This window comes from Pseudoduganella sp. GW821-FHT11H04, from assembly GCF_058807935.1.
The window spans coordinates 70,235-95,023 of sequence record NZ_JBXARE010000014.1; the positions used below are offsets into that span (position 1 = coordinate 70,235).

General features: G+C 60.1%; 23 protein-coding genes. 11 read left to right on the top strand and 12 right to left on the bottom strand.

Features of this window, described 5'->3' with window-relative positions:
• Window positions 1–54 precede the first annotated feature (54 nt).
• The gene (locus AC1RTP_RS23640) at window positions 55–525 is read right to left on the bottom strand and encodes a DciA family protein (protein WP_498611082.1); all 471 of its coding nucleotides are present in this window, start codon (window positions 523–525) and stop codon (window positions 55–57) included.
• 145 nt (window positions 526–670) lie between these two features.
• Between AC1RTP_RS23640 and secA the strand changes: the two genes are divergently transcribed.
• The 3 genes from secA to AC1RTP_RS23655 all read left to right on the top strand — a co-directional run bounded on the left by secA (window position 671) and on the right by AC1RTP_RS23655 (window position 4,324).
• Window positions 671–3,433, top strand: a complete 2,763-nt coding sequence (gene secA / locus AC1RTP_RS23645) for a preprotein translocase subunit SecA (RefSeq protein ID WP_498611084.1) — start codon at window positions 671–673, stop codon at window positions 3,431–3,433.
• A gap of 190 nt (window positions 3,434–3,623) precedes the next feature.
• Window positions 3,624–3,977, top strand: a complete 354-nt coding sequence (locus tag AC1RTP_RS23650) for a hypothetical protein (protein ID WP_498611086.1) — start codon at window positions 3,624–3,626, stop codon at window positions 3,975–3,977.
• Window positions 3,978–4,033: 56 nt separating this feature from the next.
• Window positions 4,034–4,324 carry a hypothetical protein gene (locus AC1RTP_RS23655; RefSeq protein WP_498611087.1) on the top strand — a complete coding sequence of 97 codons (291 nt, stop codon included), beginning with the start codon at window positions 4,034–4,036 and terminating at the stop codon, window positions 4,322–4,324.
• 78 nt (window positions 4,325–4,402) lie between these two features.
• Here the strand turns inward: AC1RTP_RS23655 and AC1RTP_RS23660 are convergent, their stop codons facing one another.
• The 3 genes from AC1RTP_RS23660 to AC1RTP_RS23670 form a co-directional block, all read right to left on the bottom strand.
• Complete coding sequence (locus AC1RTP_RS23660) at window positions 4,403–6,376, bottom strand: ATP-binding protein (protein WP_498611089.1); 1,974 nt, start codon at window positions 6,374–6,376, stop codon at window positions 4,403–4,405.
• Between the two features lie 244 nt (window positions 6,377–6,620).
• Window positions 6,621–7,028 (bottom strand): type 2 periplasmic-binding domain-containing protein, encoded by a 408-nt coding sequence (locus AC1RTP_RS23665; RefSeq protein ID WP_130315351.1) that lies wholly within the window; start codon window positions 7,026–7,028, stop codon window positions 6,621–6,623.
• A 10-nt stretch (window positions 7,029–7,038) separates the two neighbouring features.
• Window positions 7,039–8,271, bottom strand: coding sequence for a porin (locus AC1RTP_RS23670; RefSeq protein ID WP_498611090.1), 1,233 nt, complete (start codon window positions 8,269–8,271; stop codon window positions 7,039–7,041).
• A gap of 251 nt (window positions 8,272–8,522) precedes the next feature.
• Here AC1RTP_RS23670 and argJ point away from each other — a divergent pair, with 251 nt between their 5' ends.
• The 3 genes from argJ to mutT are packed head-to-tail and all read left to right on the top strand — an operon-like array spanning window position 8,523 to window position 11,031.
• A complete protein-coding gene (argJ, locus tag AC1RTP_RS23675; protein WP_498611091.1) occupies window positions 8,523–9,761 on the top strand; it encodes a bifunctional glutamate N-acetyltransferase/amino-acid acetyltransferase ArgJ in 1,239 nt (412 codons plus the stop codon).
• A gap of 5 nt (window positions 9,762–9,766) precedes the next feature.
• Window positions 9,767–10,633: an ATP-binding protein gene (locus AC1RTP_RS23680; protein ID WP_498611092.1), complete on the top strand. Its 867-nt coding sequence runs from the start codon at window positions 9,767–9,769 to the stop codon at window positions 10,631–10,633.
• On the top strand, window positions 10,630–11,031 hold the full coding sequence (gene mutT / locus AC1RTP_RS23685) for an 8-oxo-dGTP diphosphatase MutT (protein ID WP_498611093.1): 402 nt from the start codon (window positions 10,630–10,632) through the stop codon (window positions 11,029–11,031). The genes AC1RTP_RS23680 and mutT overlap by 4 nt, the downstream gene beginning before the upstream one ends.
• Before the next feature lie 93 nt (window positions 11,032–11,124).
• Here the strand turns inward: mutT and yacG are convergent, their stop codons facing one another.
• The 7 genes from yacG to AC1RTP_RS23720 all read right to left on the bottom strand — a co-directional run bounded on the left by yacG (window position 11,125) and on the right by AC1RTP_RS23720 (window position 17,936).
• A complete protein-coding gene (gene yacG, locus AC1RTP_RS23690; protein WP_498611094.1) occupies window positions 11,125–11,313 on the bottom strand; it encodes a DNA gyrase inhibitor YacG in 189 nt (62 codons plus the stop codon).
• A gap of 8 nt (window positions 11,314–11,321) precedes the next feature.
• A complete protein-coding gene (gene zapD, locus AC1RTP_RS23695) occupies window positions 11,322–12,077 on the bottom strand; it encodes a cell division protein ZapD (RefSeq protein WP_498611095.1) in 756 nt (251 codons plus the stop codon).
• Window positions 12,078–12,138: 61 nt separating this feature from the next.
• Window positions 12,139–12,741 carry a dephospho-CoA kinase gene (coaE, locus tag AC1RTP_RS23700; protein ID WP_498611096.1) on the bottom strand — a complete coding sequence of 201 codons (603 nt, stop codon included), beginning with the start codon at window positions 12,739–12,741 and terminating at the stop codon, window positions 12,139–12,141.
• A gap of 1 nt (window position 12,742) precedes the next feature.
• Complete coding sequence (locus AC1RTP_RS23705) at window positions 12,743–13,612, bottom strand: prepilin peptidase (RefSeq protein WP_498611097.1); 870 nt, start codon at window positions 13,610–13,612, stop codon at window positions 12,743–12,745.
• A gap of 5 nt (window positions 13,613–13,617) precedes the next feature.
• Entirely contained in the window at window positions 13,618–14,826 is a 1,209-nt protein-coding gene (locus AC1RTP_RS23710; RefSeq protein WP_498611098.1) for a type II secretion system F family protein, read from the bottom strand.
• 10 nt (window positions 14,827–14,836) lie between these two features.
• On the bottom strand, window positions 14,837–16,525 hold the full coding sequence (gene pilB, locus AC1RTP_RS23715) for a type IV-A pilus assembly ATPase PilB (protein ID WP_498611099.1): 1,689 nt from the start codon (window positions 16,523–16,525) through the stop codon (window positions 14,837–14,839).
• A 121-nt stretch (window positions 16,526–16,646) separates the two neighbouring features.
• Entirely contained in the window at window positions 16,647–17,936 is a 1,290-nt protein-coding gene (locus tag AC1RTP_RS23720; protein ID WP_498611100.1) for an HlyC/CorC family transporter, read from the bottom strand.
• Between the two features lie 113 nt (window positions 17,937–18,049).
• On the opposite strand from AC1RTP_RS23720, the gene AC1RTP_RS23725 reads away from it, so the two are divergent.
• Together AC1RTP_RS23725 and AC1RTP_RS23730 are read left to right on the top strand one after the other, a co-directional pair.
• Entirely contained in the window at window positions 18,050–18,940 is an 891-nt protein-coding gene (locus AC1RTP_RS23725) for a helix-turn-helix domain-containing protein (RefSeq protein WP_498611101.1), read from the top strand.
• 80 nt (window positions 18,941–19,020) lie between these two features.
• Window positions 19,021–19,509 (top strand): NuoB/complex I 20 kDa subunit family protein, encoded by a 489-nt coding sequence (locus AC1RTP_RS23730; RefSeq protein ID WP_498611102.1) that lies wholly within the window; start codon window positions 19,021–19,023, stop codon window positions 19,507–19,509.
• Here the strand turns inward: AC1RTP_RS23730 and uraH are convergent.
• The gene (uraH, locus tag AC1RTP_RS23735; protein ID WP_498611103.1) at window positions 19,506–19,859 is read right to left on the bottom strand and encodes a hydroxyisourate hydrolase; all 354 of its coding nucleotides are present in this window, start codon (window positions 19,857–19,859) and stop codon (window positions 19,506–19,508) included. The genes AC1RTP_RS23730 and uraH overlap by 4 nt on opposite strands.
• Window positions 19,860–19,952: 93 nt before the next feature.
• On the opposite strand from uraH, the gene puuE reads away from it, so the two are divergent.
• The 3 genes from puuE to xdhB all read left to right on the top strand — a co-directional run bounded on the left by puuE (window position 19,953) and on the right by xdhB (window position 24,788).
• Window positions 19,953–20,903 carry an allantoinase PuuE gene (gene puuE, locus AC1RTP_RS23740; RefSeq protein ID WP_498611104.1) on the top strand — a complete coding sequence of 317 codons (951 nt, stop codon included), beginning with the start codon at window positions 19,953–19,955 and terminating at the stop codon, window positions 20,901–20,903.
• Between the two features lie 79 nt (window positions 20,904–20,982).
• Complete coding sequence (gene xdhA / locus AC1RTP_RS23745; RefSeq protein WP_498611105.1) at window positions 20,983–22,449, top strand: xanthine dehydrogenase small subunit; 1,467 nt, start codon at window positions 20,983–20,985, stop codon at window positions 22,447–22,449.
• 11 nt (window positions 22,450–22,460) lie between these two features.
• On the top strand, window positions 22,461–24,788 hold the full coding sequence (gene xdhB / locus AC1RTP_RS23750; protein WP_498611106.1) for a xanthine dehydrogenase molybdopterin binding subunit: 2,328 nt from the start codon (window positions 22,461–22,463) through the stop codon (window positions 24,786–24,788).
• Window position 24,789 lies beyond the last annotated feature (1 nt).

The window sequence follows — 24,789 nt, forward strand, 5'->3', positions numbered from 1 at the left end:
AGTGGACATTCTTTGAAGAATGTCCACTTTAGTTCCTGACCCCACGGTGGACATTTAGCCGCGGCGGCGGGCAACCAGGCGCCGCAAGGCTTCGACCAAGGGCTCGTTGGCGGCAGTTGGTTCCAGCTTCTGGCTGAGTTCGTCGAAGGAATCGACTGCGGCTTCCGGCAACTTCAGGCCTTCGCCGCTTGGGCCGACGTGGGCAATCCCTTTTGGCATCTGCACCCGAAAACGGATGTTGTTAATCTGCCACCCTTTCCCATTCAGCTCTTCCTGCAGTTTCGGCACCTGTTGCTTGAGCTTGGCCGCCACCGCCGTATTGGGCACGGCCAGGGTCAGTTCCCCACCATCGAAAGCGAAGATTTCGCAGGTTTTGAAGGCTGAAGGCAGTACTTCCGCACAGTCGCGTTGTAAATTTACCATGCGCTGCACGGCCGGCAGCAAGGCGGCCAGGCGCGCGTTTCCACGCAGGAAATCCGTGGCTTCCTGCGGGGCGTGCTTGCGATCGGTGAAGGAAAAGCGCATACCGCCATTTTACCGTGGCGGCCCCAGCCGGTGAATTTTTCAACGCTAGCCTATTGTTATATAGGTCAAGATCCCAACCTTGCCCGGAACGCATGATAAAATCACGCACTTTTGCCATTGGCGGACCCGAGGAAGAATTTAAGAAATGTCCTTACTGACCCAGATTTTCGGCAGCCGCAACCAGCGTCTGCTCAAGGAATACCAAAAAACGGTAAAGGCGATTAACGCCCTGGAGCCGGAGTTTGAAAAGCTGTCGGATGCCGAGCTGCAAGCGAAAACGCCGGCCTTCAAGGAACGCGTTGCCAATGGCGAATCGCTGGACAAACTGCTGCCGGAAGCCTTCGCCGCCTGCCGCGAAGCCTCCAAGCGCGTGTTCAAGATGCGCCACTTTGACGTACAGCTGATCGGCGGTATGGTATTGCACTACGGCAAGATTGCCGAAATGGGCACCGGCGAGGGCAAAACCCTGACCGCAACCCTGCCAGCCTATCTGAATGCACTGTCCGGCAAGGGCGTTCACATCGTGACCGTCAACGATTACCTGGCGCAGCGCGACGCTGACACCATGGGCAAGCTGTACCGCTGGCTGGGCCTGTCCTGCGGCGTGAACCTGTCGCAGATGCCGCACGACCAGAAGCAAACCGCCTACGGTTCCGACATTACCTACGGTACCAACAACGAATTCGGCTTTGACTACCTGCGCGACAATATGGTGTTCGAAGCCAGCGACCGCGTACAGCGCGGCCTGAATTTCGGTATCGTCGACGAAGTTGACTCGATCCTGATCGACGAAGCGCGTACTCCGCTGATCATTTCCGGCCAGGCCGAGAACCACACCGAGCTGTACCACAAGATCAACCTGGTACCGCAGCAGCTGACCCTGCAAATCGGCGAAGACACTCCAGACGGCAAAGGCAAGGTAGAAGTCCCAGGCGACTACACCAAGGATGAAAAAGCGCACCAGGTGCTGCTGACCGAAGCCGGCCACGAAAAGGCCGAAGGCATCCTGACCAAGATGGGCCTGCTGCCTGAAGGCGCGTCCTTGTACGACTCCGCCAACATCACCCTGGTTCACCACCTATACGCGGCGCTGCGCGCGCACGCCCTGTACTTCAAGGACCAGCACTACGTTGTGCAGAACAATGAAGTGGTGATCGTCGACGAATTCACCGGCCGCCTGATGACCGGCCGCCGCTGGTCCGACGGCCTGCACCAGGCAGTCGAAGCCAAGGAAGGCGTGAAGATCCAGAACGAGAACCAGACCCTGGCCTCGATCACCTTCCAGAACTACTTCCGTATGTACGGCAAGCTGGCCGGCATGACCGGTACCGCCGACACCGAAGCATACGAATTCCAGGAAATCTACGGCCTGGAAACCGTTGTGATCCCGCCGAACCGTCCTTCGCAGCGTAAAGACCGCCAGGACCAGGTGTACAAGTCCAACGAAGAAAAGTACAACGCCATGATGCTGGATATCCGCGACTGCTACGAGCGCGGCCAGCCAGTACTGGTGGGTACCACCTCGATTGAAAACTCCGAGCTGCTGTCCAGCATCCTGGACAAGGCCAAGCTGCCGCACAATGTGCTGAATGCAAAACAGCACGCCCGTGAAGCGTTGATCATCGCCCAGGCGGGTTCGCCGAAAGCGATCACCATCGCCACCAATATGGCAGGCCGCGGTACCGACATCGTGTTGGGCGGTAACGTTGAAAGCCAGATCAAGTTCATCGAAGAGAATCCTGAGCTGACCGACGCCGACAAGGCCGAGCAAGCTCAGTCGCTGCGCGACAACTGGCAAGCCCTGCACAACCAGGTGGTTGCCGCCGGCGGCCTGCACATCGTTGGTACCGAGCGTCACGAATCCCGCCGCGTCGACAACCAGCTGCGTGGCCGTTCCGGCCGCCAGGGCGACCCAGGCTCCTCCCGCTTCTACCTGTCGCTGGACGACCCGCTCCTGCGCATCTTCGCCGGCGACCGCGTACGCGCGATCATGGATCGCCTGAAGATGCCGGAAGGCGAACCGATCGAAGCGGGCATCGTGTCCCGTTCCATCGAATCCGCACAGCGCAAGGTTGAAGCTCGTAACTTCGACATCCGTAAGCAGCTGCTGGAATACGACGACGTCTCCAACGACCAGCGTAAGGTGATCTACTCGCAGCGTAACGAACTGCTGGAAGCGACCGAGATCTCCGACACCATCATGAGCCTGCGCCACGGCGTGTTCACCGACGTGGTGCGCAACTTCGTGCCGGAAGAATCGGTGGAAGAGCAGTGGGACATCCCGGCCCTGCAGAAGACGCTGGCCGCAGAATGGATGATCGATCTGCCGCTGGTCGAAATGATGGAGAAGGAAAACAATATCACCGACGAAGACATCGTCGAACGCGTGATCGCGGCAGCCGATGCCGTGTACCAGGCCAAGGTCGATATCGTTTCCAAGGAAGCCTTCGGCGGCTTCGAGCGCAACGTCATGCTACAGTCGGTGGATACCCACTGGCGCGAGCACCTGGCAGCGCTGGATCACCTGCGCCAGGGTATCCACCTGCGCGGCTATGCGCAGAAGAACCCTAAGCAGGAATACAAGCGCGAAGCGTTCGAACTGTTCGGCACCATGCTGGACATGATCAAGAACGACGTGATCCGCATGGTCATGATGGTCCGCATCCAGTCGCGCGAAGAAGTCGAGGCAGCGGAAGCAGCCATGAACCAGACGCACCTGGAAAACGTCCACTACCAGCACGCGGACTTCAACGCGAACGCAGCACCGGAAGAACTGCTGGCCCCAACCGCAGTTCCGCCGGAAGACCTGCAAGCTGCGCTGGACGCAGGCTTCAAAGTAGGCCGCAACGATCCATGCCCATGCGGCAGCGGCAAGAAGTTCAAGGCTTGCCACGGTAAGCTGGCATAAGCATTAATCGCATCACTTAAAACGGCCCGGCCGCGCAAGCGCCCGGGCCGATTTATTTCGCAAGACGATGTGATAGGCTGGCGATCAAGACTGTTGGGCGCAATGGCGACTACGGTTTTCCTAGATTTGAAATTGCTGCAACCGGCCAGTTGCGGACGTATGAAATGGAATTTCGATGAGAAGATTTTTAATGGTGACGTTGATGCTCGTCGCTTCGATGGAGGCGGCCAACGCAAGTCCATGGCCGCTTGAAGCATCAGTGGCATATGTCGAAGAACTGCAATTGGCCTGCACAAAACTTTACCCAGAGAGAAGCTCGCAGTTTCAGGTGAGAAGTGTGCTGCTTTTCTCCGGCGTGCCAGAGGTTGCATCAAAGATCAAGGCACGAGCTGATTTTGATACGCTGAAAAAATGGGCGCGTGACGAGATTGCGAGCCTTAGTAAAGACGATCTCGTCGGGCAATGCGACTCGTTCTTGACGAACTCCAATTTGGCTATCCGTCAGGAATACCATGAAGTCACACAACCAGTTCCTGCCGAATAACGAGAAACAGCACTCGGCCAAAAACGGACTTTCGATAAACCTGTTGTTAGGCGCTCATGTGGCAAGTAATTTTATTTGATTGTAACGACGCAGATGAGTTGGATAGCCTTCTTCGTGGCTTGTCGTCCCTTGCCGCCTTTCGTGACGGTATAGCGTTTTATTTCTACTCCCAGCTTCCGGGGCAGCCAGAGTTTGATGTCGACTGTGAAATCATTACTGGCGGCCTCATCACTTCCCGAAAAGGCGCATATCATCTGTTCTTTGGGCATCTCATCGACGCCCTCACTGCAAAGTTCGGAAAACTGGAGTTGTTTAAAGATGGTGAACTACCAGTGATCCAGCATTGAACCCTGGAGTCCGCGTTGGGGCGTAAGCCGCCTATCGGGATTTCTCCTGCAGACTTTATAAGTGACGAGAACGGTCGATCATTCACGCTGCGGCGAGAGCACCGGAATGATCATGCGCACAGTAGTACCTTCCTCAAGCGCGGAATCGATGCTGATCCGCCCGCCCATCACGCCGGTGACGATGTTGTAGACGATGTTCATGCCGAGGCCCGTACCGCCGTTGCCCATCTTCGTGGTGAAGAATGGGTCGAAGATGTGGCGTTTCACTTCATCCGTCATGCCGACTCCGTCGTCGCGGAACACGATTTCGATTTGTTCGTCCTCGATGGGGCGGGCGTTGAGCCATAGGTGGCCGCTGGTGCGGCCCTCGAAGGCGTGCATCAGGGCGTTGTTGATCAGGTTATTGAAGATCTGGTACAAGCTGCCGGGATAGGAGTCCAGCTCCACTTCCGGCGGTACGTCGACTTCCATCTGGATTGCGCTGCGGCGCAGGCGCGGCATGTAAGTGGCGGCGGTGTCGAGCGCCACCGCTTGCAGTCGGAAGTGGCGGCGCTGGTCGTTGGTCTGGTCCACCGCGATTTGCTTGAACGAGGCGATCAGGGAGGCGGCCTTTTCAAGCGAGTTCGAAATCAGGCCGCAGGCGAGCTGCACCTCGTCGAGATGATTGTTCAGCGTGGAGCGGCGGATGGAGCCGTCGGCCAAGGTCTGTTTGAATTCTTTCACCCGGTCGTCCAGCGCGGTGGAGGCCAGCAGGCTGTTGCCGATCGGTGTATTCAGTTCGTGCGCGATGCCGGCAACCAGCGAGCCGAGGGAGGCCATCTTTTCGGAAGCGATCAGGTCGTGCTGCGTGCGCTGCAGGGTCTCCAGCGCGTTGGATAAATCGAGGTTGGCTTGCTCCAGCGCGGCGGAGCGTTCGCGGACGCGGGTCTCCAGTGCATCATTCAATTCGCGCAGCTGCTGCTTGGCGCTCATCTCTTGCGTCAGGTCGAGCAGCGCCCAGATGATGGCGTGGCGGCCATCAAGCTGCAGCGAGGAAGACCAGATCGCCACTTGGCCCGGGCGCTCGCCTGGCAGCAGCACTTCGGCCATTTCACCCTGCACCACGCCTTGCAGGCGGATCTTGTTCCAGATGCGCTGGCGTTCGTTTTGCGAAGCCCAGAATTTCACTTCATCCGAACGCTTGCCAATCAATTCGTGCAATGGAATGCCGAAGATACGTGCCAAGGCCTGGTTGGCGCCGATGATGCGTCCATCCTGGTCGGACACCGACAGCGGCAGCGGCGTCATATCGAACAGCGTGCGGAAGCGTTCCTCCGATTCGCTCAGGCGGCGCTGCGATTCCTCCAACTGCGAGATTCGTTCGCGCAGCGCGGCGCTCATCAGGTTCAGCGAATGGGTTACCACTTCGAGTTCGTCGCCTCCCGTTTCGGGCAATTGGCTGAACTGGCCTTGCGCCAGTTTTTCCGAATGCTCGGCCAGTGCGCCAAGGCGCTTGCCCATCCCGCGCGTCATCGCGATGAACAGCAGCAGGGCAAGCGCAAAGCCCAGCGCCGCAATCAATCCGCCCTGGCGCAGCACATCGTCGCGCGCCGCAACCAGGTCGACGGTGGACAGGCCGAAATGCAGTGTGCCTACCTTGTTATCCTTCAACAGCAATGGCGTCTGTGCGTGCAGCAGGTTGCCATCGACCGCAGTGCGCACACCGTCCAGCTGCGCCTGGCGCATGGATTCGGGCATAAAGGTCGGACGCTCGCCCGCTTCCAACACGGTTTCACCGGCCGCGTCGAGGATCACGATATAGCGTAGGAAGCTGTCGCGCGGGTCGGACAGCATTTCTGACCAGTAGCTGCGTAATTCGCCGAGTCGGCCGCTGCTGGCGTAAGGCGTCAGGGTCAGGTTGAGGTTGACGGCGTATTCATGGGCGACCCGGTCGGCATTGCGGCTGACGGCGTTGGTCATCAGGCGCAGGCTGTTGCCGATCAATACCGCCACCACCACCAACAGCACGAACGCGCTCAGCAGCAGGAATTTCGCGCGCAGCGAAAGCTTCAAATGCAACTCCCCAGATATAAATGTCCACCGTGGGGTCAGGAACAGAAGTGGACATTTCTAAGAGAAATGTCCACTTTTGTTCCTGCCGGATCGCCGTACCGCCCCACAGTGGACATTTTTTATTGTGTAAATATCACGCCATTGTATCGCTTCACTTGTAAAAGTTGCCGATATTTAAAAAAAACGCCGCCCGGCTGTTGCGGGGCGGCGTTGGCGCGTAGCAGGCGCAAAAGGAAAGCTTGGCTTATGGCAGGGTCAGGATCACCTTGACGCTGTCGTCCACAGCCGATTTATCGATGTAGCCGATGGCTTTTGGATCGTCGGCCACGGCTTTCTTTACCTCGGCGTTGGACTTGAATTCCTTCGGTGGCGTGGCTTTACCGGTGAATACCAGCTTGGACCAAATGGCTTTCACCTGGGCTGGGTCTTTTTCGGCGACCTTCTGGTAGAAGTCGGCGCGGATCTTGGAGCCTTCAGCCTGGTCCACCGGGGTGAACATGGCCGATTTGCCGAGGAAGAATTGGGACGCTTGTTCCGAGAACATCCGCGAAGCAGGATTGTCTTTGTTGACGATTACGACGATCTCGGCCGATGCCGGCAGCGCTGCGGCAGCCAGTGCGGAGGCGAGGAGGGCGGTCAGTATCTTTTTCATGGCCATCTCCTTAGAACACGAAGTCGATGCCGGCGGCATAGACGTTCACGCTGTTACCGTAGGTCATAACGCCGGAAGGCAGGATCAGGGAGCCGCCTTTAACTTGTGGCTTCACGTGGTCGATCTGCACTTTCAGGGCCAGCGACTTGGCGAAGTCCCAACGCATGCCGATCAGGTCGGACTTCTGCTCAGGCGATACCAGCAGGCCGCGGATGCCAGCCAGGGTTGGCGCCAGCGGGTGGCCAGCCGGCACGGTCGGTACCGTCACCGTGGAACCGGCGCCCTTGTAGTAAGCGTGTGCGTAGTAAGGCAGCACTTTGCCGAAGCGGTAGCCTGCCATCAGGTAGCCCGAATTGGTTTCCGGGATGTAGACCGGTTCGTGGGCGCGGCGCTGTGCGTACTCGGCTTGCAGGACGATGTTTTTCCAGTCCATCGTCAGGCCCAGTTCGGTGAAGCTCATGCGCTTGCCGCCCTTCAGGGTCAGGTCGTCAGCCAGCTGGATCATGGCCGGGATCTTGGTCGCTGCCAGGCCGTCGGTCACGGCATTGATTGGGGTCAGGTTGTTGACTTCGATCTTGGCGCGGGCGTGCGCCAGACGGCCGGTGAACGGGCCGTATTCGGCGGTCAGCGCCAGGCCGAAGACTGGGGATTGGTGCTTGGCTACGGAGCCGCCGCCGGTCGGGATGTACAGCTTGCCGCGGCTCACGCCGCCAAAGGCTTGCACAGTCACGTTGGTGTCGCCGAAGGAATGCTGCCAGTTGACGTCACCGCCATCCACGTTTTCGATTGGGGCCTGGCCGTACATCTCGATCGGTGGACGCATCATGGTGTTGGCGTAGCCCACGTTCTGATAGTCCGAGATCAGGAAGGCAGGCAGTACCACGCGGCCAACGCGTACATTGGTCTCGTCGTTCAGCTTGTACTTCAGGAAGCCCCAGGTCAGGTCGGTGGTGAATTGCTGGCTGGTGTTCTTGCGGGTCAGCACCTGCACGGTGCCCGACAGGCTCTCGTTGAAGGTGTAGGTTGCTTGCAGGCCCAGGTTGCTGTCCAGGCCAATGCGTGGCGAGTCGCCGGTACCGGCGGCTTGGTTGTAGCGCGCGAATTTTGCGTCGTCAGAGTCGGTCTTGGCCACGCCGAGCGTGCCGAAACCGCTGATGCTCAAGTTGCCGTCGCCCAGGGTGCCGGCTTGGGCCAACATGCTGGTAGCTGCCAGCACAGCGGCGGCGAGAAACTGTTTTTTCATGAAGTGATCCCGATTCGAATGTTGTTCTATTGATAGTGCAGTGCACCAAAGTCGTGCCAAATTGTTTATGGCAGTTTCCCAGAATAAACTAAACCTGCACCAAATTGAATCCCAAACTGCACAAATAGAGAGCAGCTTCTAGAATTTGTGGGGTTTTTGAGTTCTTTAATTAGCGGTATTGCACTGCGCACTGAAATGCGCGTGCGTTTAAAATAACTACTTCGTTCCCCACCAAGATTGAGAAGAAAACCATGGCCGTCAATTCCCCTATCCCTGTCGCCGCAGACCTGAAGCCGGTTGCCGGTATCGAGCTTGGCTTTGCCGAAGCGGGTATCAAAAAGCCGGGCCGCAAGGACGTGCTGGTCCTGAAGCTGGCCGATGGCGCCGCCGTGTCCGGCGTGTTCACGCTGAATCGCTTCTGTGCCGCACCGGTACAGATTTGTAAGGAAAACCTGGCGGCCGTGAAGGGCGGCGCCAAGCCGATCCGCGCGCTGATGATCAACACCGGCAATGCCAACGCCGGTACCGGCGAAGCGGGCATGGCCAATGCGCGCGCCACCTGCGCAGCGCTGGCCAAGGAACTGGGCTGCGACGCGCAGCAGATTCTGCCGTTCTCCACCGGCGTGATTCTGGAGCCGCTGCCGGTCGAAAAGATCGTGGCCGGCCTGCCGAAAGCGATCCAGAACCTGAAGGCCGACAACTGGTTCAACGCCGCCGAGGCAATCATGACCACCGACACCCAGCCTAAAGCTGCGTCGCGCACCGTCGATGTCGCCGGCCATAAAGTCAACATGACCGGTATCTCGAAAGGCGCCGGCATGATCAAGCCCAACATGGCCACCATGCTGGGCTACCTGGCCTTCGACGCCAAAGTGGCGCAGCCGGTGCTGGACGTGCTGGTCAAGGAGGCGGCCGACAAGTCCTTCAACTGCATCACCATCGACGGCGACACCTCGACCAACGACTCCTTCATGATGATGGCCACGGGCGCCGGCACCCTGGTGGTGGATTCGGTCGACTCGCCTGAATACAAGGCGCTGGCTGCCGCCGTCACCGAGCTGTCGGTATTCCTGGCCCAGGCCATCGTGCGCGACGGCGAAGGCGCTACCAAGTTCATGACCATTACCGTGGAAGACGGCAAAGACACCGACGAATGCCGCAAGATCGCTTACTCGATCGGCCACTCGCCGCTGGTGAAGACCGCCTTCTTCGCTTCCGACCCTAACCTGGGCCGCATCCTGGCCGCCATCGGCTACGCCGGCGTGGACGACCTGGATGTCAGCAAGATCAACCTCTACCTGGACGATGTGTGGGTGGCCAAGAACGGCGGCCGCAATCCTGACTACAAGGAAGAAGATGGCCAGCGCGTGATGAAGCAAAGCGAAATCACCGTGCGCGTGAAGCTGGCGCGCGGCACTGCCGCTTCCACCGTCTACACCTGCGACCTGTCGCACGACTACGTGTCGATCAACGCCGACTACCGTTCTTAATACGGATGTCGCACCAACTCGACCAATTCCTGAAGCGCGCCGAAGCCATGCTGGCGCGCGTGGAAGCCATCCTGCCGCCGGCCGTTTCCGCGCCGGACTGGCAGGCTTCAAGCGCTTTCCGCTGGCGCAAGCGCAATAATGTCGGCTATCTGCAGCCGGTCCCGCGTCCCGCGCAAATTGCGTTCGACGATTTGCAGCATATCGCTCGCCAGAAGGCGCAGATTGAGCAGAACACGCGGCAGTTCGTGGAAGGCAAGCCAGCCAATAACGTGCTGCTGACGGGTGCGCGCGGCACCGGCAAATCCTCGCTGATCAAGGCTTGCCTGGGGGCTTTCGCGGCGCAGGGTTTGCGCTTGATTGAAGTCGACAAGGACGATTTGCACGACCTGCCAGATATCATGGAGCTGGTTGCCGGACGTCCCGAGCATTTCGTTGTGTTCTGCGACGACCTGTCGTTTGAAGAAGGGGAGAGCGGCTATAAGGCGCTGAAGGTGGCGCTGGATGGATCGGTGTCGGCGGTGATCGACAATGTGCTGATCTACGCCACTTCCAACCGCCGCCACCTGATGCCGGAGCGGATGTCAGATAACGCAAGCTACAAGCATGACGAGGATGGCGACCTGCATCCAGGCGAAACGGTGGAGGAGAAGATTTCCCTGTCCGAGCGCTTTGGCTTGTGGCTTTCGTTCTATCCGTTCAAGCAGGATGACTACCTGGGCATCGTAGCGCACTGGCTGGCGGCGTTTGGCTGCACCGTGCAGCAGATTTCGGACGCGCGCACCGAGGCCCTGCAATGGGCGCTGCAACGCGGTTCGCGTTCGGGCCGCGTGGCCTGGCAGTTTGCGCGTGATTATGCGGGGAGGCTGCCATGAGCGCCGCGCAGAAACCGATCGATGTCGCGGTTGGCATCCTGATGATGCCGAATGGGGATGTGCTTCTGGGCCAGCGCCCGGATGGCAAGCCCTATGCGGGCTACTGGGAATTCCCGGGCGGTAAAGTGGATCCGGGCGAGACGATCCTCGAGGCGCTCAAACGCGAGTTTGTGGAGGAGCTGGGTATCCAAATTGTCAGCGCGGAGGAATGGTGCGGCGTTGAGCACGTGTACCCGCATGCGCATGTGCGGCTGCATTTCTTTATCAGCCGTGAATGGACGGGTGAGCCGCAGAGCCTGGAAGGGCAGGCGTTTGCGTGGCAGGGGACTGTTGGCGTGGAGCCGTTGCTGCCGGCGACGATACCGTTGCTGGAGTGGCTGGACCGGGTGCGCTACTAAAACCGGTAATTCGGTGTCTGACCCGCAGGGTCAGACACCCGACCTGCGGCAGCCGCGTATCAGGTGTCTGACCCTGCGGGTCAGACCACCGGTTTACCGGTTTTCCGGCGCGTCCTCGTCGAGAGGATCAGTCGGCGCAGCGCCCGGAATGGTGTACTTTTCCTCAGCCCAGGCGCCAAGGTCGATCATCTTGCAGCGCTCGCTGCAGAAAGGGCGGTATTTATTAGCTTCCGTCCACTCTACCTTCGCTTGGCAGGTGGGGCATTCAACGACAGTCGGCATGGTAATACTTAGAAATTACAAAGGGTAAGCTCGAATGGTACATCTTCTTCCAGTGGCTTGGGTTTCAAATCCCCGCCCTGCGAAGTAAAGCGCACCCACAGCATGTATTTGTTGGCCGAAATCTCAGGAATCGCACCCGTCGACTCATCCACGGCCAGGCGCAGCATCTGGTAGACCTTACCCTGCAACATCTGCTGGTAACTACCAGCATTGGCAATCATCTTCACTGGGGCGCCCGAGTCGCGCAGCAAGCGCAGCACCAGGCCCAGCGCATCGAACAGCGGCGCCAGCGGGTTGAACCAGGTCACGATATCGTTGAAACGCTTTTCCGCCGGCTGCTTCTGCCAAGCGTAATAGGAAGGCAAATCGAATTCGCAGGCGCCGCCCGGGATAATGGTGCGGCCGCGAATACTCATCAGCCACTCATTGTCGCGCACGTTCTGGCCAGTCTTGCCCTGCGCCGCGACGAGGGCGCTGGAAACACTGTCGAGTTCAGCCAGGATGGCGTCCAGCATATCGGCCTGGACATTCGGATTGGAGCGGTAGCCCATCAGGCTTTGGCGCTGGCGCTCGAGTTCTTGCAGGAGATCGGATTTCAGGTCGGCGCGCCCGGCGACTTCGAGCATGTCGAAGATGGTGGCCAAAGCGACGTGATGCTGCATCGGGTGTTCCTGATGCACGAAGAACTTGAACTTCTCGTATAGATCCTCCAGGCGCAATAGCGTGCGAATGCGCTCATTGAAAGGATATTCGTAAACGATCAAAGCATCCCTCGTGTGGAAGACCTATTAATAATCACGTGATTCTGAACCATGCGAAGCAAAATTACAAATATTGCTGATAAAAATCATGCAAACGGTCTACCTGGGGCGTTAAAGACTGGATCTGGCCGCCATTGTCTATGACATCATCGGCGGCTGCCAGGCGTACCGCTCGAGGTACCTGAGCCGCCATGATAGCGCGTACTTGCTCTTCGGCGAGTCCGTTACGCGCCATCACGCGCGCCACCTGGACTTCTTCCGGGCAATCAATGACCAAAACGCGGTTGACGCGCTGCTTCCAGGTGCCGGATTCGACCAGCAGGGGAATTGCTAGCATGACATAGGCGCCGGTGGCATCGGCCGCGGCCGCCTCTGTGGCGTCACGGATCATGGGGTGGAGAATGGTTTCCAGCCGGCGCTTGGCGGCCGGCTCGCGGAATACGAGTTCGCGCATTTTGGCGCGATCCATGGCGCCATGGCTGTCAGCCATCTGGGCGCCGAATTCGGCAAGGATGTCGGGCATGGCGGCGCCATTGGGCCCGGTCAGGCTGTGGGCGATCTGGTCGGTATCGACGATGCTGGCGCCGCGCTCGGCAAACATATTGGCGACCAGGCTTTTACCGCTGCCTATGCCGCCAGTCAGGCCGATGACGAGGCGCCCAGGCATATCAGCCCGTCACCCCGTAGAAGAAGGCAGTGATTTGCTGGCCGCACAGCAGGGCAACCAGGCCGGCCCCCGCCAGGTAAGGACCAAACGGGATCTTGTGGTCGAAGCCCATGCGCGAGGCGATGATGATGGCGATGCCGATCACCGAACCGACACCGGCCGACAGCAGGATGATCGCCGGCAGCATTTGCCAGCCCATCCAGGCGCCCAGCGCAGCCAGCAGCTTGAAGTCGCCGTAGCCCATGCCTTCTTTGCCGCGCACCAGCTTGAACACCCAGTACACAGTCCACAGCACCATATAGCCGGCGGCAGCACCCAGAACCGCGTCCTGCAGCGGCACAAACATGCCTTTCACGTTGACCAGCAAGCCCAGCCACAACAGCGGGTAGGTCAGGTCGTCCGGCAGCAGTTGGGTGTCGATGTCGATGAAGGTCATGGCCAGCAGCAGCCAGCCAAATACCAAGGCCGCCATGCCTTCCCAGCCAAAGCCGAAATGCCAGACCAGGCCGGCGGACAGCGCAGCGCTGACAGCTTCGATCATCGGATAGCGGGCGGAAATCGGCGCCTTGCAGGAGCTGCATTTGCCGCGCAATACCAGCCAGCTGATGACAGGCACGTTTTCCAGCGCCGTGATCTGGTGGCCGCAGTGCGGGCAGGCCGAACGCGGCACGACCAGGTTGTACTTTTCCGGGTGCGGTTCCGGCTCGTCGCGTTCGCAGGCGCAAACGCTGTCGACTTCGCGCTGCATCATGATCGGCAGGCGGTGGATCACCACATTCAGGAAACTGCCAATCAGCAAACCCAGGATGCCGGCCACCACGGCGGCGGCCAGCGTTGCAGGCGGGGAGAACAGCATCAAAGTTTCTTGCATTCTCTTTACACCACCGAACCGAGTTTGAAGATTGGCATATACATCGCGACCACCAGGCCACCGATCAGCACGCCCAGGATCACCATGATCATCGGTTCCATCAGGCTGGACAGCTGGGAAACCGCCTCGTCCACTTCATCCTCATAGAAGTCGGCCACCTTGCCCAGCATGGAATCGAGCGCACCCGATTCTTCACCGATCGCCACCATCTGCGTCACCATGCTCGGGAACACGTCCGCGTTCTGCATGGCCACGGTCAGGCTGGTACCGGTGCTGACTTCGGTCTGGATCTTCTTGGTCGCTTCCAGGTAAACCTTATTGCCCGAAGCGCCGCCCACCGAATCCAGCGATTCGACGAGGGGCACGCCGGCGGCAAACATGGTCGCCAGGGTACGAGTCCAGCGCGCGATGGTCGCTTTGCGGATCACATCGCCGAACACCGGAGCTTTCAAAAGCAGGCGGTCCATCGTGGCCTGCATCTTTTCCGAACGTCGCCAGGACTGGAAGAAGAAGTACAGCCCGGCAAAGATGGAGCCGAATATCAGGTACCAGTAGTTGACGAAGTATTCCGACATCGCCATCACGAACAGCGTCGGTGCCGGAAGGTCGGCGCCGAAGCTGGAGAACACCTCTTTAAACGCCGGCACCACCCAGATCATGATCACGGCCGTCACGATGAAGGCCACCGCGATAACGGCGATTGGATAGGTCAGTGCCGACTTGATCTTGGCCTTGATGGCAAGGGTCTTTTCCTTATAGATCGCCAGGCGGGTCAGCAGGTCTTCCAGGATACCGGCCTGTTCGCCGGCTGCCACCAGGTTGCAGAACAGCGGGTCGAAGTACAGCGGATACTTGCGGAAAGCCATGTTCAGGCTGGTACCGGTTTCGATATCGGCGCGCAGGTCCATGATCAGTTTGGCGACCGATGGATTGGCGTGGCCCTTGCCGACGATGTCGAAGGCTTGCAGCAATGGCACACCAGCCTTCATCATGGTCGCCAGCTGACGAGTGAACAGGGTGATGTCCTTCTCTTTAATCTTCTTGCCGGAGCGGTAGACCTTCTTCTTGACCTTGGTCACCATGATGCCCTGACGGCGCAGGGTTACGTTGACCACGGCCTCGCCGCCGGCGCGGATTTCGCCCCGTACGGTCTTGCCGGTTTTATCTTTGCCTTCCCAAGCGAAGACTTGTTCTTTAGTGCCCGCAGTAGCCATTTCCTATTTCCTATTCGTTGGTGCAGCCCAGCACTTCTTCCAGGCTCGTCAGGCCACCCTTGACCTTGACCAGTCCCGATTGGCGCAGCGACTTCACGCCTTCCGCTTCCGATTGTGCCGCGATCTGCATCGCGTTGCCGTGTGCCAGAATCAATGCTTCGATCGCGGGCGTGATCGGCATGATCTGGTAAATACCGACCCGGCCTTTGTAGCCCGAGCCATTGCAGCGCTCACAGCCCACCGGGCCGTAAGGCTTCCATGTGCCATCCAGGTCGTCTTCCTTGAAGCCCGCCTTGAGCAGGAGTTCGGGCGAAATATCGACCGGCTTCTTGCAGGTGCACAGGCGGCGCGCGAGGCGCTGCGCTGTGATCAGGATCACGGAGGAGGCAATGTTAAATGGGGCTACCCCCATATTCATCAGACGCGTCAGGGTTGATGGCGCGTCGTTGGTGTGCAGCGTCGAGAACACCATGTGGCCGGTTTGCGCAGCCTTGATGGCGATGTCGCCCGTTTCCAGGTCACGGATCTCGCCGACCATGATGATGTCGGGATCCTGACGCAGGAAGGCTTTCAGCGCCACCGGGAAGGTGAGGCCGGCCTTGTCGTTCACGTTGACCTGGTTCACACCCGGCAAGTTGATCTCGGCTGGATCTTCCGCAGTCGAGATATTGATGCCCGGCTTGTTCAGGATGTTCAGGCAGGTGTACAGCGACACGGTTTTGCCGGAACCGGTCGGACCGGTCACCAGCACCATGCCGTAGGGACGCTGGATCGCGTCCAGCAGCAGTTCTTTCTGGTCCGGATCGTAGCCTAGCGAGTCGATACCCATCTGGGCCTGGGTCGCATCCAGGATACGCATGACGGTCTTTTCGCCGAACAGGGTCGGCAGGGTCGAGACACGCAGGTCGATGGTCTTGGTGGCCGAGACGATCAGGCGCATACGTCCGTCCTGCGGCACGCGCTTTTCCGAGATATCCAGCTTGGACAGCACCTTGATACGCGAAACCAGCTTGTCCTTGATCGTGGTCGGCGGCTGGGCGTGTTCCATCAGCACGCCGTCCACGCGGAAGCGAATGCGGTAAAACTTTTCAAACGGCTCGAAGTGCAAGTCGGATGCGCCCATATTGACCGCATCCATCAGCATCTTGTTCAGGAAACGCACGATCGGCGCGTCTTCCACCTCGGCAGCCGCGTCAGAGGTGGCCTGCGATACGCTTTCTTCCTCGGCGAACTCGATTTCCCCTTCTTCGCCGGTCATGTCCATGATCGTCTGCTGGGAACTCTTGGTCAGGTTCTCCAGCAGCTTGAGCAGCACGTCGTGCTGCACGATGACCGGCTCCACCGTGGATTCGGCCTGGAACTTGATCTGGTCCAGCGCCTGGGTATTGGTGGGGTCGGACAGGGCCACCGACATCTTGTTGCCGCGCTTGGCCAGCGGGATCACGCGCTGGGACAGCATCAGCTTGATGTCGATGGCCTTGGGTGGCAGCAGGTCGGTATTGATCGCGCTCAGGTCGAGCAGCGGGTAAGCGAAGGTATCGGAGCAAAAGGCGGCGAGTTCGGCCGGTTTGATCGTGCCCCCTTCAAGGAGGACATCGATAAAGGTCGATTTCTCGGTCTGCGCCTTCTTATTAAGTGCGTCCGCCTGAGGCGGGGTGAGTCGCCCCGCTTGCATCAGGGCCCGGGCCAGCCCCGACATAGGGGTACCTGACGCCGAGTTCGGTTGTACTGCAGCCATAGGAGCGCACTATCAGAATGTTAATTAGAGTGAGTCTCCGGATGATGCCTATAGGAATCATTTTTGTAAAGCTCCGCACCGTTCACTCTGCGTGGCGGGGCTCCGGACGTCGTAATTTCACTACTTTGATAGCCTGGTCTTGTGCTTGCACCACTTCTACGATGCAATTCCCCACCTTGACCGAGATGGGCGCATCCGGGATGTCCTGTAACACTTCCAGCAGCAAGCCGTTCAGGGTCTTAGGCCCATCCAAGGGAAAGTTTAAACCCAGACGCTTGTTAATGTCACGTAAAGCCGTGCTACCTTCCAGCAAGCATTCGCCGTGCGCGTCCCAGCCAAAGCTCTCGGCGCGCGCCGCGCTTGGGGTGGAGGTAGTGAACTCGCCGATCATTTCCTCGATGATGTCGTCCAAGGTGACCAGGCCTTGCACCTCGCCGTACTCGTCGACCACGATGGCCAGGCGCTCTTTATTCTCCTGGAAGTTCTGCAGGGCGGAGAAAGCCGGGGTGTCCTGAGGGATGAAGAAGGGCTCAGACAATAGCTTGCGGAAGTGTTCGACTGTCAGCTCCTCGTCCTCATTTAACAGGGCGATGGCCTTGCGCACGTGCAGGATGCCGACGATCTGGTTGATCTCGCCGTCATAGACCGGCAGCTTGTTATGGAAGCAGGTAGTGAGCTGGGACTTGATGTCTTCCACCGGCATGGCCAGGTCCAGCGCCTCGATATGGGCGCGCGGGGTCATGATGTCTTCCACCGAGATGGTGTCCAGGTCGAACAGGTTGAGCAGGATGCTCTTATGCTTTTTCGGGATGAAGCTGCCGTTTTCCAGCAGCACCGAGCGCAATTCGTCCGGCGATAGGTTTCCCTCCTGGATCTGGCCCGTAGGCTTGATGCGGAACAGGCGCAGCAGGGTATTCACGAACAGGTGCACGAACCAGAGCAAGGGCTTGGACACCGACAGCAGGGGGCGCAGCACCAGGGAGGCTGGCAGCACGATCTGGTCGGCATAGCGCGCACCCATAATCTTGGGCGAAATCTCGGCCAGCACGATCAGGATGAATACCACGATAACGGTCGAAAGCAGGATTACATGCTGTTCCAGCCCGAACTGGGTGATGGCGATGGCGGTGGCCAAGGCGATCGCCATTGCGTTGAGTAGGGTATTGGCGACCAGGACCAGGGAAAGCAGTTGTTCGGTACGTTCCAGCAGCCACAGCGTAGCGATGGCGCGGCGGCTGCCTCGTTTAGCCTGGTGACGCAGGCGGAAGCGATTGGCCGCCATCAGAGCGGTTTCGGCCATAGCGAAGAAGGCCGAGGCAAGAATCAGGAAGGAGAGGGCGGCAAATTGCGCCCACAAGGGAACGGTATCCAAGGTCGTAATGACAAGTCAATAAGAGGGCGATTCTAGCATGGCAACAGTAGAGCCCGTGTCAACCAAAGAGCCTGACCCCAAGGTTGACACGGGCTCTGCCGAGGGGCCATATAATGCTCGGCATGCGTGATGTGGACTTGATTTCGGCGCCGATGCGCCTCGCTATCGCCCCTCCGCCCAGCTTGGCGGGGGTGGTGCGCTATTTCCATATTGAGCTCTTCAGCCCGGGCGCGGTGCTGGTGCCTGCTTCGCCATGCCCCATGCTTACTTTTTTCATTCGCGGCGGATCGCGCTTTGCCGATGCCGATGGGCGTGAGTGGACGCATTCCGAACCCTTCGTCACCGGGCCGATGACCAGCCATTTTCCTGCCGTGTGGGAGCCTCAGACGACCTTTATCAGCGCGGTGATCGATGCGGGCGCTTTCGGGCGCCTGTTCGATGTCCCGCCGGGCGAACTGCGGGATGCGGTGGTGTCGCTGGAAGATGCGGCGCCGGACTGGCCCGGCATCGCCGCGCTGGAGGAGCAATTACGCGGCGGGATGGATAGTGGGCGCTGGGTGGCACTGATGTCCGACTGGCTGCTGCGCCGCCTCGACCAGCGCGAAGCGGCCTTGCGCCGCGGCGCGCAGCCGTTCTCCCTGCCTCCCCTGATGCTGGCCTTGCCCACCGAGGAAATCGCGACCCGTTTCGGCATCAGCGTGCGTCAATTGGAGCGCAAGGTGATGGCCAGCTACGGGCAAAGCATGCGTGATAGCCGCCGCATGATGCGCTACATCCGCGCCCTGTCGCGCATGATCTCTACCCCGCTGCGCCACGGTGGCCTGACCCGCCTGGCCGTCGATTGCGGCTACCATGACCAGGCCCACATGGTGCGCGACTTCGTGCAGTACACCGGTTTGGCGCCTAAAGCCCTGATGGAAGCAGCGGCTGATGCCAAGGGCTCCCTGCGCCTGCTGCGTTACGACGAAGCCTCCCGTCCCATCGTCACCCGCGAGGATTACTGATTCGCGGCGCATGTCGCATCCATACAATATTTTCCGCGCGTTCCCCGCTATCGTAGCGACGCTGATAAAGGGGAAACGAAATGGAATTGGATGCTACGCTCGAGCGCGACGGCTACGTGCTCACTTCGCTGGACTCATTGATGGAAACCGTCCGCACCAACAGCCTGTGGTACCTGAGCTTCGGCCTGGCCTGCTGCGCGGTGGAGATGATGGTAGCCGCTTCGGCGCGCTATGACATGGACCGCTTCGGCATGTGCCCGCGTCCATCGCCGCGCCAGGCTGACCTGATGATCGTGGCCGGCACACTGACCAACAAGATGGCGCGCGCCATGCGCAAGGTATACGACCAGATGCCCGAGCCGCGTTACGTGGTGTCGATGGGTTCCTGCGCCAACGGCGGCGGCTATTACCACTATTCTTATTCCGTGGTGCGGGGCTGCGACCGCATTGTGCCGGTCGATGTCTACGTGCCCGGCTGCCCGCCGACGCCGGAAGCCCTGCTGTATGGCTTGATGCAACTGCAGCAGAGGGCTCGGCGCGGGGAGCGCGCAGTCATGCTGCGCGATTAGCTGCCGCGATAGGTCGAATACGACCAGGGCGACACCACCAGCGGCACGTGATAGGTCTGGTTGGCGTGTGCGATGCCGAAAGCGATCGTTACTTCATCTATAAAGGGCGGCTCCGGCAAATCCACGCCGGACGCGGCGAAATAGGCGCCGGCGCCGAATACCAGCTCATAGCGGCCAGGCTGCATGGTTTCGCCCTCGAGCAGCGGCGAGGCGCAACGGCCATCGGCGTTCGTCACATCTTTCTTCACCAGCGAGCGCGCGCCTTCGGCCACGGCGTACAGTGCAACGTGTACACCGGCGGCCGGGCGGCCGTGGGCGGTATCGAGCACGTGGGTAGAGAGTTTTCCCATAGTCATTCCTTATTTTGCTTATCCGGCTGATCATATACCAGTGCCATAACGCCAATATATTATTGAGCATATACCTTTCATCCCGGACCCATCATGAGCAATTACCCCCGCGACCTCATCGGCTACGGCCGCACGCCACCCCACCCGCAATGGCCAGGCCAGGCCCGCGTGGCCCTGCAATTCGTGCTGAATTACGAAGAGGGCGGCGAGAATTGCGTGCTGCACGGCGATCCTGCATCGGAAACCTTCCTGTCCGAGATCATCGGCGCGGCTGCTTTCCCGAGCCGCCATATGAGCATGGAGTCGATATACGAATACGGTTCGCGCGCCGGCCTGTGGCGCCTGCTGCGCATGTTCGAAGAACGCAAGCTGCCACTGACCATCTTCGGCGTGGCGATGGCCCTGCAACGCAATCCGGAAGCGGTGGCCGCCTTCCAGGAGCTGGACCACGAAATCGCCTGCCACGGCCTGCGCTGGATCACTTACCAGAACATGGATGAGGAAACCGAGCGCGCCCACATGAACCAAGCGGTGCAAATCATCAAGGACCTGACCGGTAGCGCGCCGCAGGGCTGGTACACCGGCCGCGATTCGCCCAACACGCGCCGCCTGGTGGTGGAGCATGGCGGCTTCCGCTACGACGCCGACTATTACGGCGATGACTTGCCGTTCTGGCAGGAGGTGGCGCATACCGACGCCGACGGCAAGCCAGGCGTCAGCCCGCAATTGATCGTCCCTTACACCCTGGACACCAACGATATGCGCTTTGCCGCAATGCAAGGCTTTAACAGCGGCACCCAATTCTTCGATTACCTCAAGGACGCATTCGACGTACTCTATAAGGAAGGGGACCCGAACGGCCTGAACCAGCCGAAAATGCTGTCGATCGGCCTGCATTGCCGCTTGATCGGCCGTCCGGCGCGCGCTGCCGCATTGGCGCGTTTCCTCGACTATGTGCAAAGCCATGACAAGGTGTGGATCACCCGCCGCATCGACATTGCCGAGCACTGGCACAAGCATCACCCCTATATGCGAAACATCTGATATTCAAAATCAGAGAATTCTTATATGGTCGGGGTGCGATAGTGATAGTCTTGCAAGCTAGGAGACCTGCGAGGCCAAGATGTCAGAACCGATCCGCTTTTACTACCGTGGCGCCGTACATGAAGTGCGAGACGCCGCCCCAACGCAGACTGTGTTGCAGCATCTGCGCGAAGACTTGCGTTGCACCGGTACCAAGGAGGGCTGCGCTGAAGGCGACTGCGGCGCCTGCACCGTGGTGCTGGGCAGCGTCGTCGACGGCAAGCTGGAGCTGAAAGCGGTCAATTCCTGCATCCAGCTCACGCCTACGCTGGACGGCAAAGCCCTGTTCACCGTGGAAGACCTGCAACAGGCCGACGGCGCGCTGCACCCGGTGCAGCAGGCCCTGGTCGAATGCCATGGTTCGCAATGCGGCTTCTGCACCCCGGGTTTCGCCATGTCGCTGTGGGGCCTGTACCTGAAGAAGGAAGGGCAGTGCGCCTCGCGCAAGGAAATCGACGATTGCCTGTCCGGTAACCTGTGCCGCTGCACCGGCTACCGCCCGATCATCGATGCCGCCCAGCGCATGGTCGAACTCCCGAAAGTTGAATTCGACGTTGCCCGCGTCGCCGAACAGCTGCAAGCGCTGAAGCGCGATTCGCTCGCCGTCTACAGTGCGCATGGCCAGACATTCCTGGCGCCGCGTACCCTCGATGAACTGATCCAGTTGCGTGCGGCCAATCCGGGTGCGGTGCTGCTAGCCGGCTCCACCGACGTTGGCCTGTGGGTCACCAAGCAGATGCGCGATCTGGGCGACATTATTTATCTCGGCCACGTTGACGCGCTCAAAGTGCTGCGCGAAGCTGACGGGATGATTGAAATCGGCGCCGGCGTTTCGCTGGAGGACGCGTACAACGCGCTGTGCCAGCATTACCCGAATGAACTGGGCGAACTGCGCCAGCGTTTTGCTTCCCTGCCGATCCGCAATGCGGGCACGCTGGGCGGCAATGTCGCCAACGGCTCGCCGATCGGCGATTCCATGCCGTGGATGATTGCACTGGGCGCGCAAGTCGTTCTGTGCGGCGCGGCAGGCGAGCGCGTGCTGGCGCTGGAAGACTTCTACCTCGATTATATGAAGAAGGACATGTATCCGGGCGAATTCGTGCAGGCCGTGCGTGTGCCGCTGCCGCGGCCGGACGTTCGCTTCCGCACCTACAAGCTGGCCAAGCGCTTCGACCAGGATATTTCCGCCGTGTGCGCTGCCTTTGCCTTCCGCATGGACGGCGACGCCATCGCCGAAGCACGCATCGCTTTCGGCGGTATGGCGGCGACGCCAAAGCGCGCCGCGCAGGCGGAAGCTGAGCTGGTTGGCCGCGCCTGGAGCGAGGCTGCGCTGGCTAACGCCATGGCGGCACTGACGCGCGACTTTGCGCCTTTGAGCGATATGCGCGCCAGCAGCGAATACCGCATGAAGACTGCGCAGAACCTGCTGCGCCGTTTCTGGCTGGAGACGCGCAGCGATGCGCCGCTGGCGGCCGATGCCGTCAACGCTTTCGCTGTCAGTGTGTGAAAGGAAGCACCATGAACCATCCCGTCACTCCTGAACTGAAGGCCGCCACCTGGACAGGTGTCGGCATTCCGCGCCCGCACGAATCGGCCGAGCTGCACGTGCTGGGCCAGGCTACTTACACCGACGATATCCCAGAGCTCCACGGCACGCTGCATGCGGCCCTCGGTCTGTCGTCCAAGGCGCATGCGCGCATCACTTCCCTGGACCTGGATGCCGTGCGTGCAGCGCCGGGCGTGGTTGCGGTGTACACGGTGTCCGACATCCCTGGCACCAACGATTGCGGCCCGATCATCCACGACGACCCGATCCTCGCAGACGGCATCGTGCAATACGTTGGCCAGCCGATTTTCATCGTGGTGGCGGATTCGCATACCAATGCACGCCGCGCGGCCAAGCGCGGCGTGGTTGGCTACGAAGAGCTGCCCGCGATCCTGACGCCGCAGCAAGCCAAGGCTGCGAAGTCTTATGTGCTGCCGCCAATGCAGCTGCTGCGCGGTGATGCGCAGTCTGCGTTCGAAAAGGCGCCGCATAAGATCAAGGGCCAGCTGTATGTCGGCGGCCAGGAACAGTTCTACCTGGAAGGCCAGATCGCCTACGCCATCCCGAAAGAAGGCCGGGGCATGCTGGTGCAGTGCTCGACCCAGCACCCGAGCGAAATGCAGCATGTGGTGGCGCACGCCCTGGGCCTGCATTCCCACCACGTGCAGGTGGAATGCCGCCGCATGGGTGGCGGTTTCGGCGGCAAGGAATCGCAATCGGCTTTGTGGGCGGCATCGGCCGCCGTTGCAGCTGCGCGCACCGGCAAGCCGGTCAAGCTGCGCGCCGACCGCGACGACGACATGATGGTAACCGGCAAGCGCCACTGCTTCTATTACGAGTACGAAGTTGGCTACGACGCACAAGGACGCATCCTGGCGGCCAAGGTCGACATGACCTCGCGCGCTGGTTATTCGGCCGACTTGTCTGGCCCAGTCGCTACGCGCGCGGTCTGCCACTTCGATAATACCTACTACCTGTCGGACGTGGAAATCCACGCCGCCTGCGGCAAGACCAATACCCAGTCGAATACCGCCTTCCGCGGTTTCGGCGGCCCGCAGGGCGCTATCGCCATCGAGTACATCATCGACGAGATTGCGCGCAACCTGGGACGCGACCCGCTGGACATCCGCCGCTTGAATTTCTACGGCAAGATCGAACGCAACCAGACGCCATATGGCCAGGTGATCGTGGATAACGTAATCCATGAACTGGTGGCGGAGCTGGAGCAGACCAGCGAATACCGCGAGCGCCGCGCCGCAGTCGCCGCCTACAACGCGAACAGTCCGGTGCTGAAACGCGGGCTGGCGCTGACCCCGGTGAAATTCGGCATCGCCTTCAATGTGACCCACCTGAACCAGGCGGGCGCGCTGGTGCACGTGTATGTCGACGGTTCGGTTCTGGTCAACCATGGCGGCACGGAGATGGGGCAGGGCATCAATACCAAGGTGCTGCAGGTTGTGGCGCATGAACTGGGCCTGGACATGGATCGCGTGCGCATCACGGCAACCGATACCAGCAAGGTGGCGAATACCTCGGCCACGGCAGCTTCGACCGGCGCTGACTTGAACGGCAAGGCTGCGCAGGATGCGGCGCGCCAGATCCGCGAGCGCCTGGCGGAATTTGCCGTGCGCACACTGGGCGGCGAGATTTCCGATGTCCGATTCTACGGCAATGAGATTCACGTGAATGGCCAGAGCGTGCCGTTTGAGGCGCTGGTGCAGAAGGCTTACCTGGCCCGCGTGCAGCTCTGGTCCGATGGCTATTACGCCACGCCGAACCTGCATTGGGATCCGAAAACCATGAACGGCCACCCGTTCTCGTATTACGCTTACGGTGCCGCGGTGTCGGAAGTGGTGGTCGATACCCTGACCGGCGAATGGAAGCTGCTGCGCGCCGATGCGCTGTACGATGCGGGGCAATCGCTGAACCCGGCCATCGATATTGGCCAGGTGGAGGGCGCCTTCATCCAGGGCATGGGCTGGCTGACGACCGAGCAGCTGTGGTGGAACCAGGGCGGCAAGCTGATGACGCATGCGCCTTCTACCTACAAGATTCCGGCCATCTCCGATTGCCCGGAAGATTTCCGTGTGCGTCTGTTCCAGAACCGTAATGTGGAGGATTCGATCCATCGCTCAAAAGCCGTGGGCGAGCCGCCGCTGCTGCTGCCGTTCTCGGTGTTCTTTGCGATCCGCGATGCCATTTCGGCGGTCGGGGGGCATCGTGTCAATCCACCGCTGAATGCTCCGGCAACCAGCGAGGAAATCCTGCGCGCAGTTGCGGCAGTAGAAGCGGTAGGTTGAT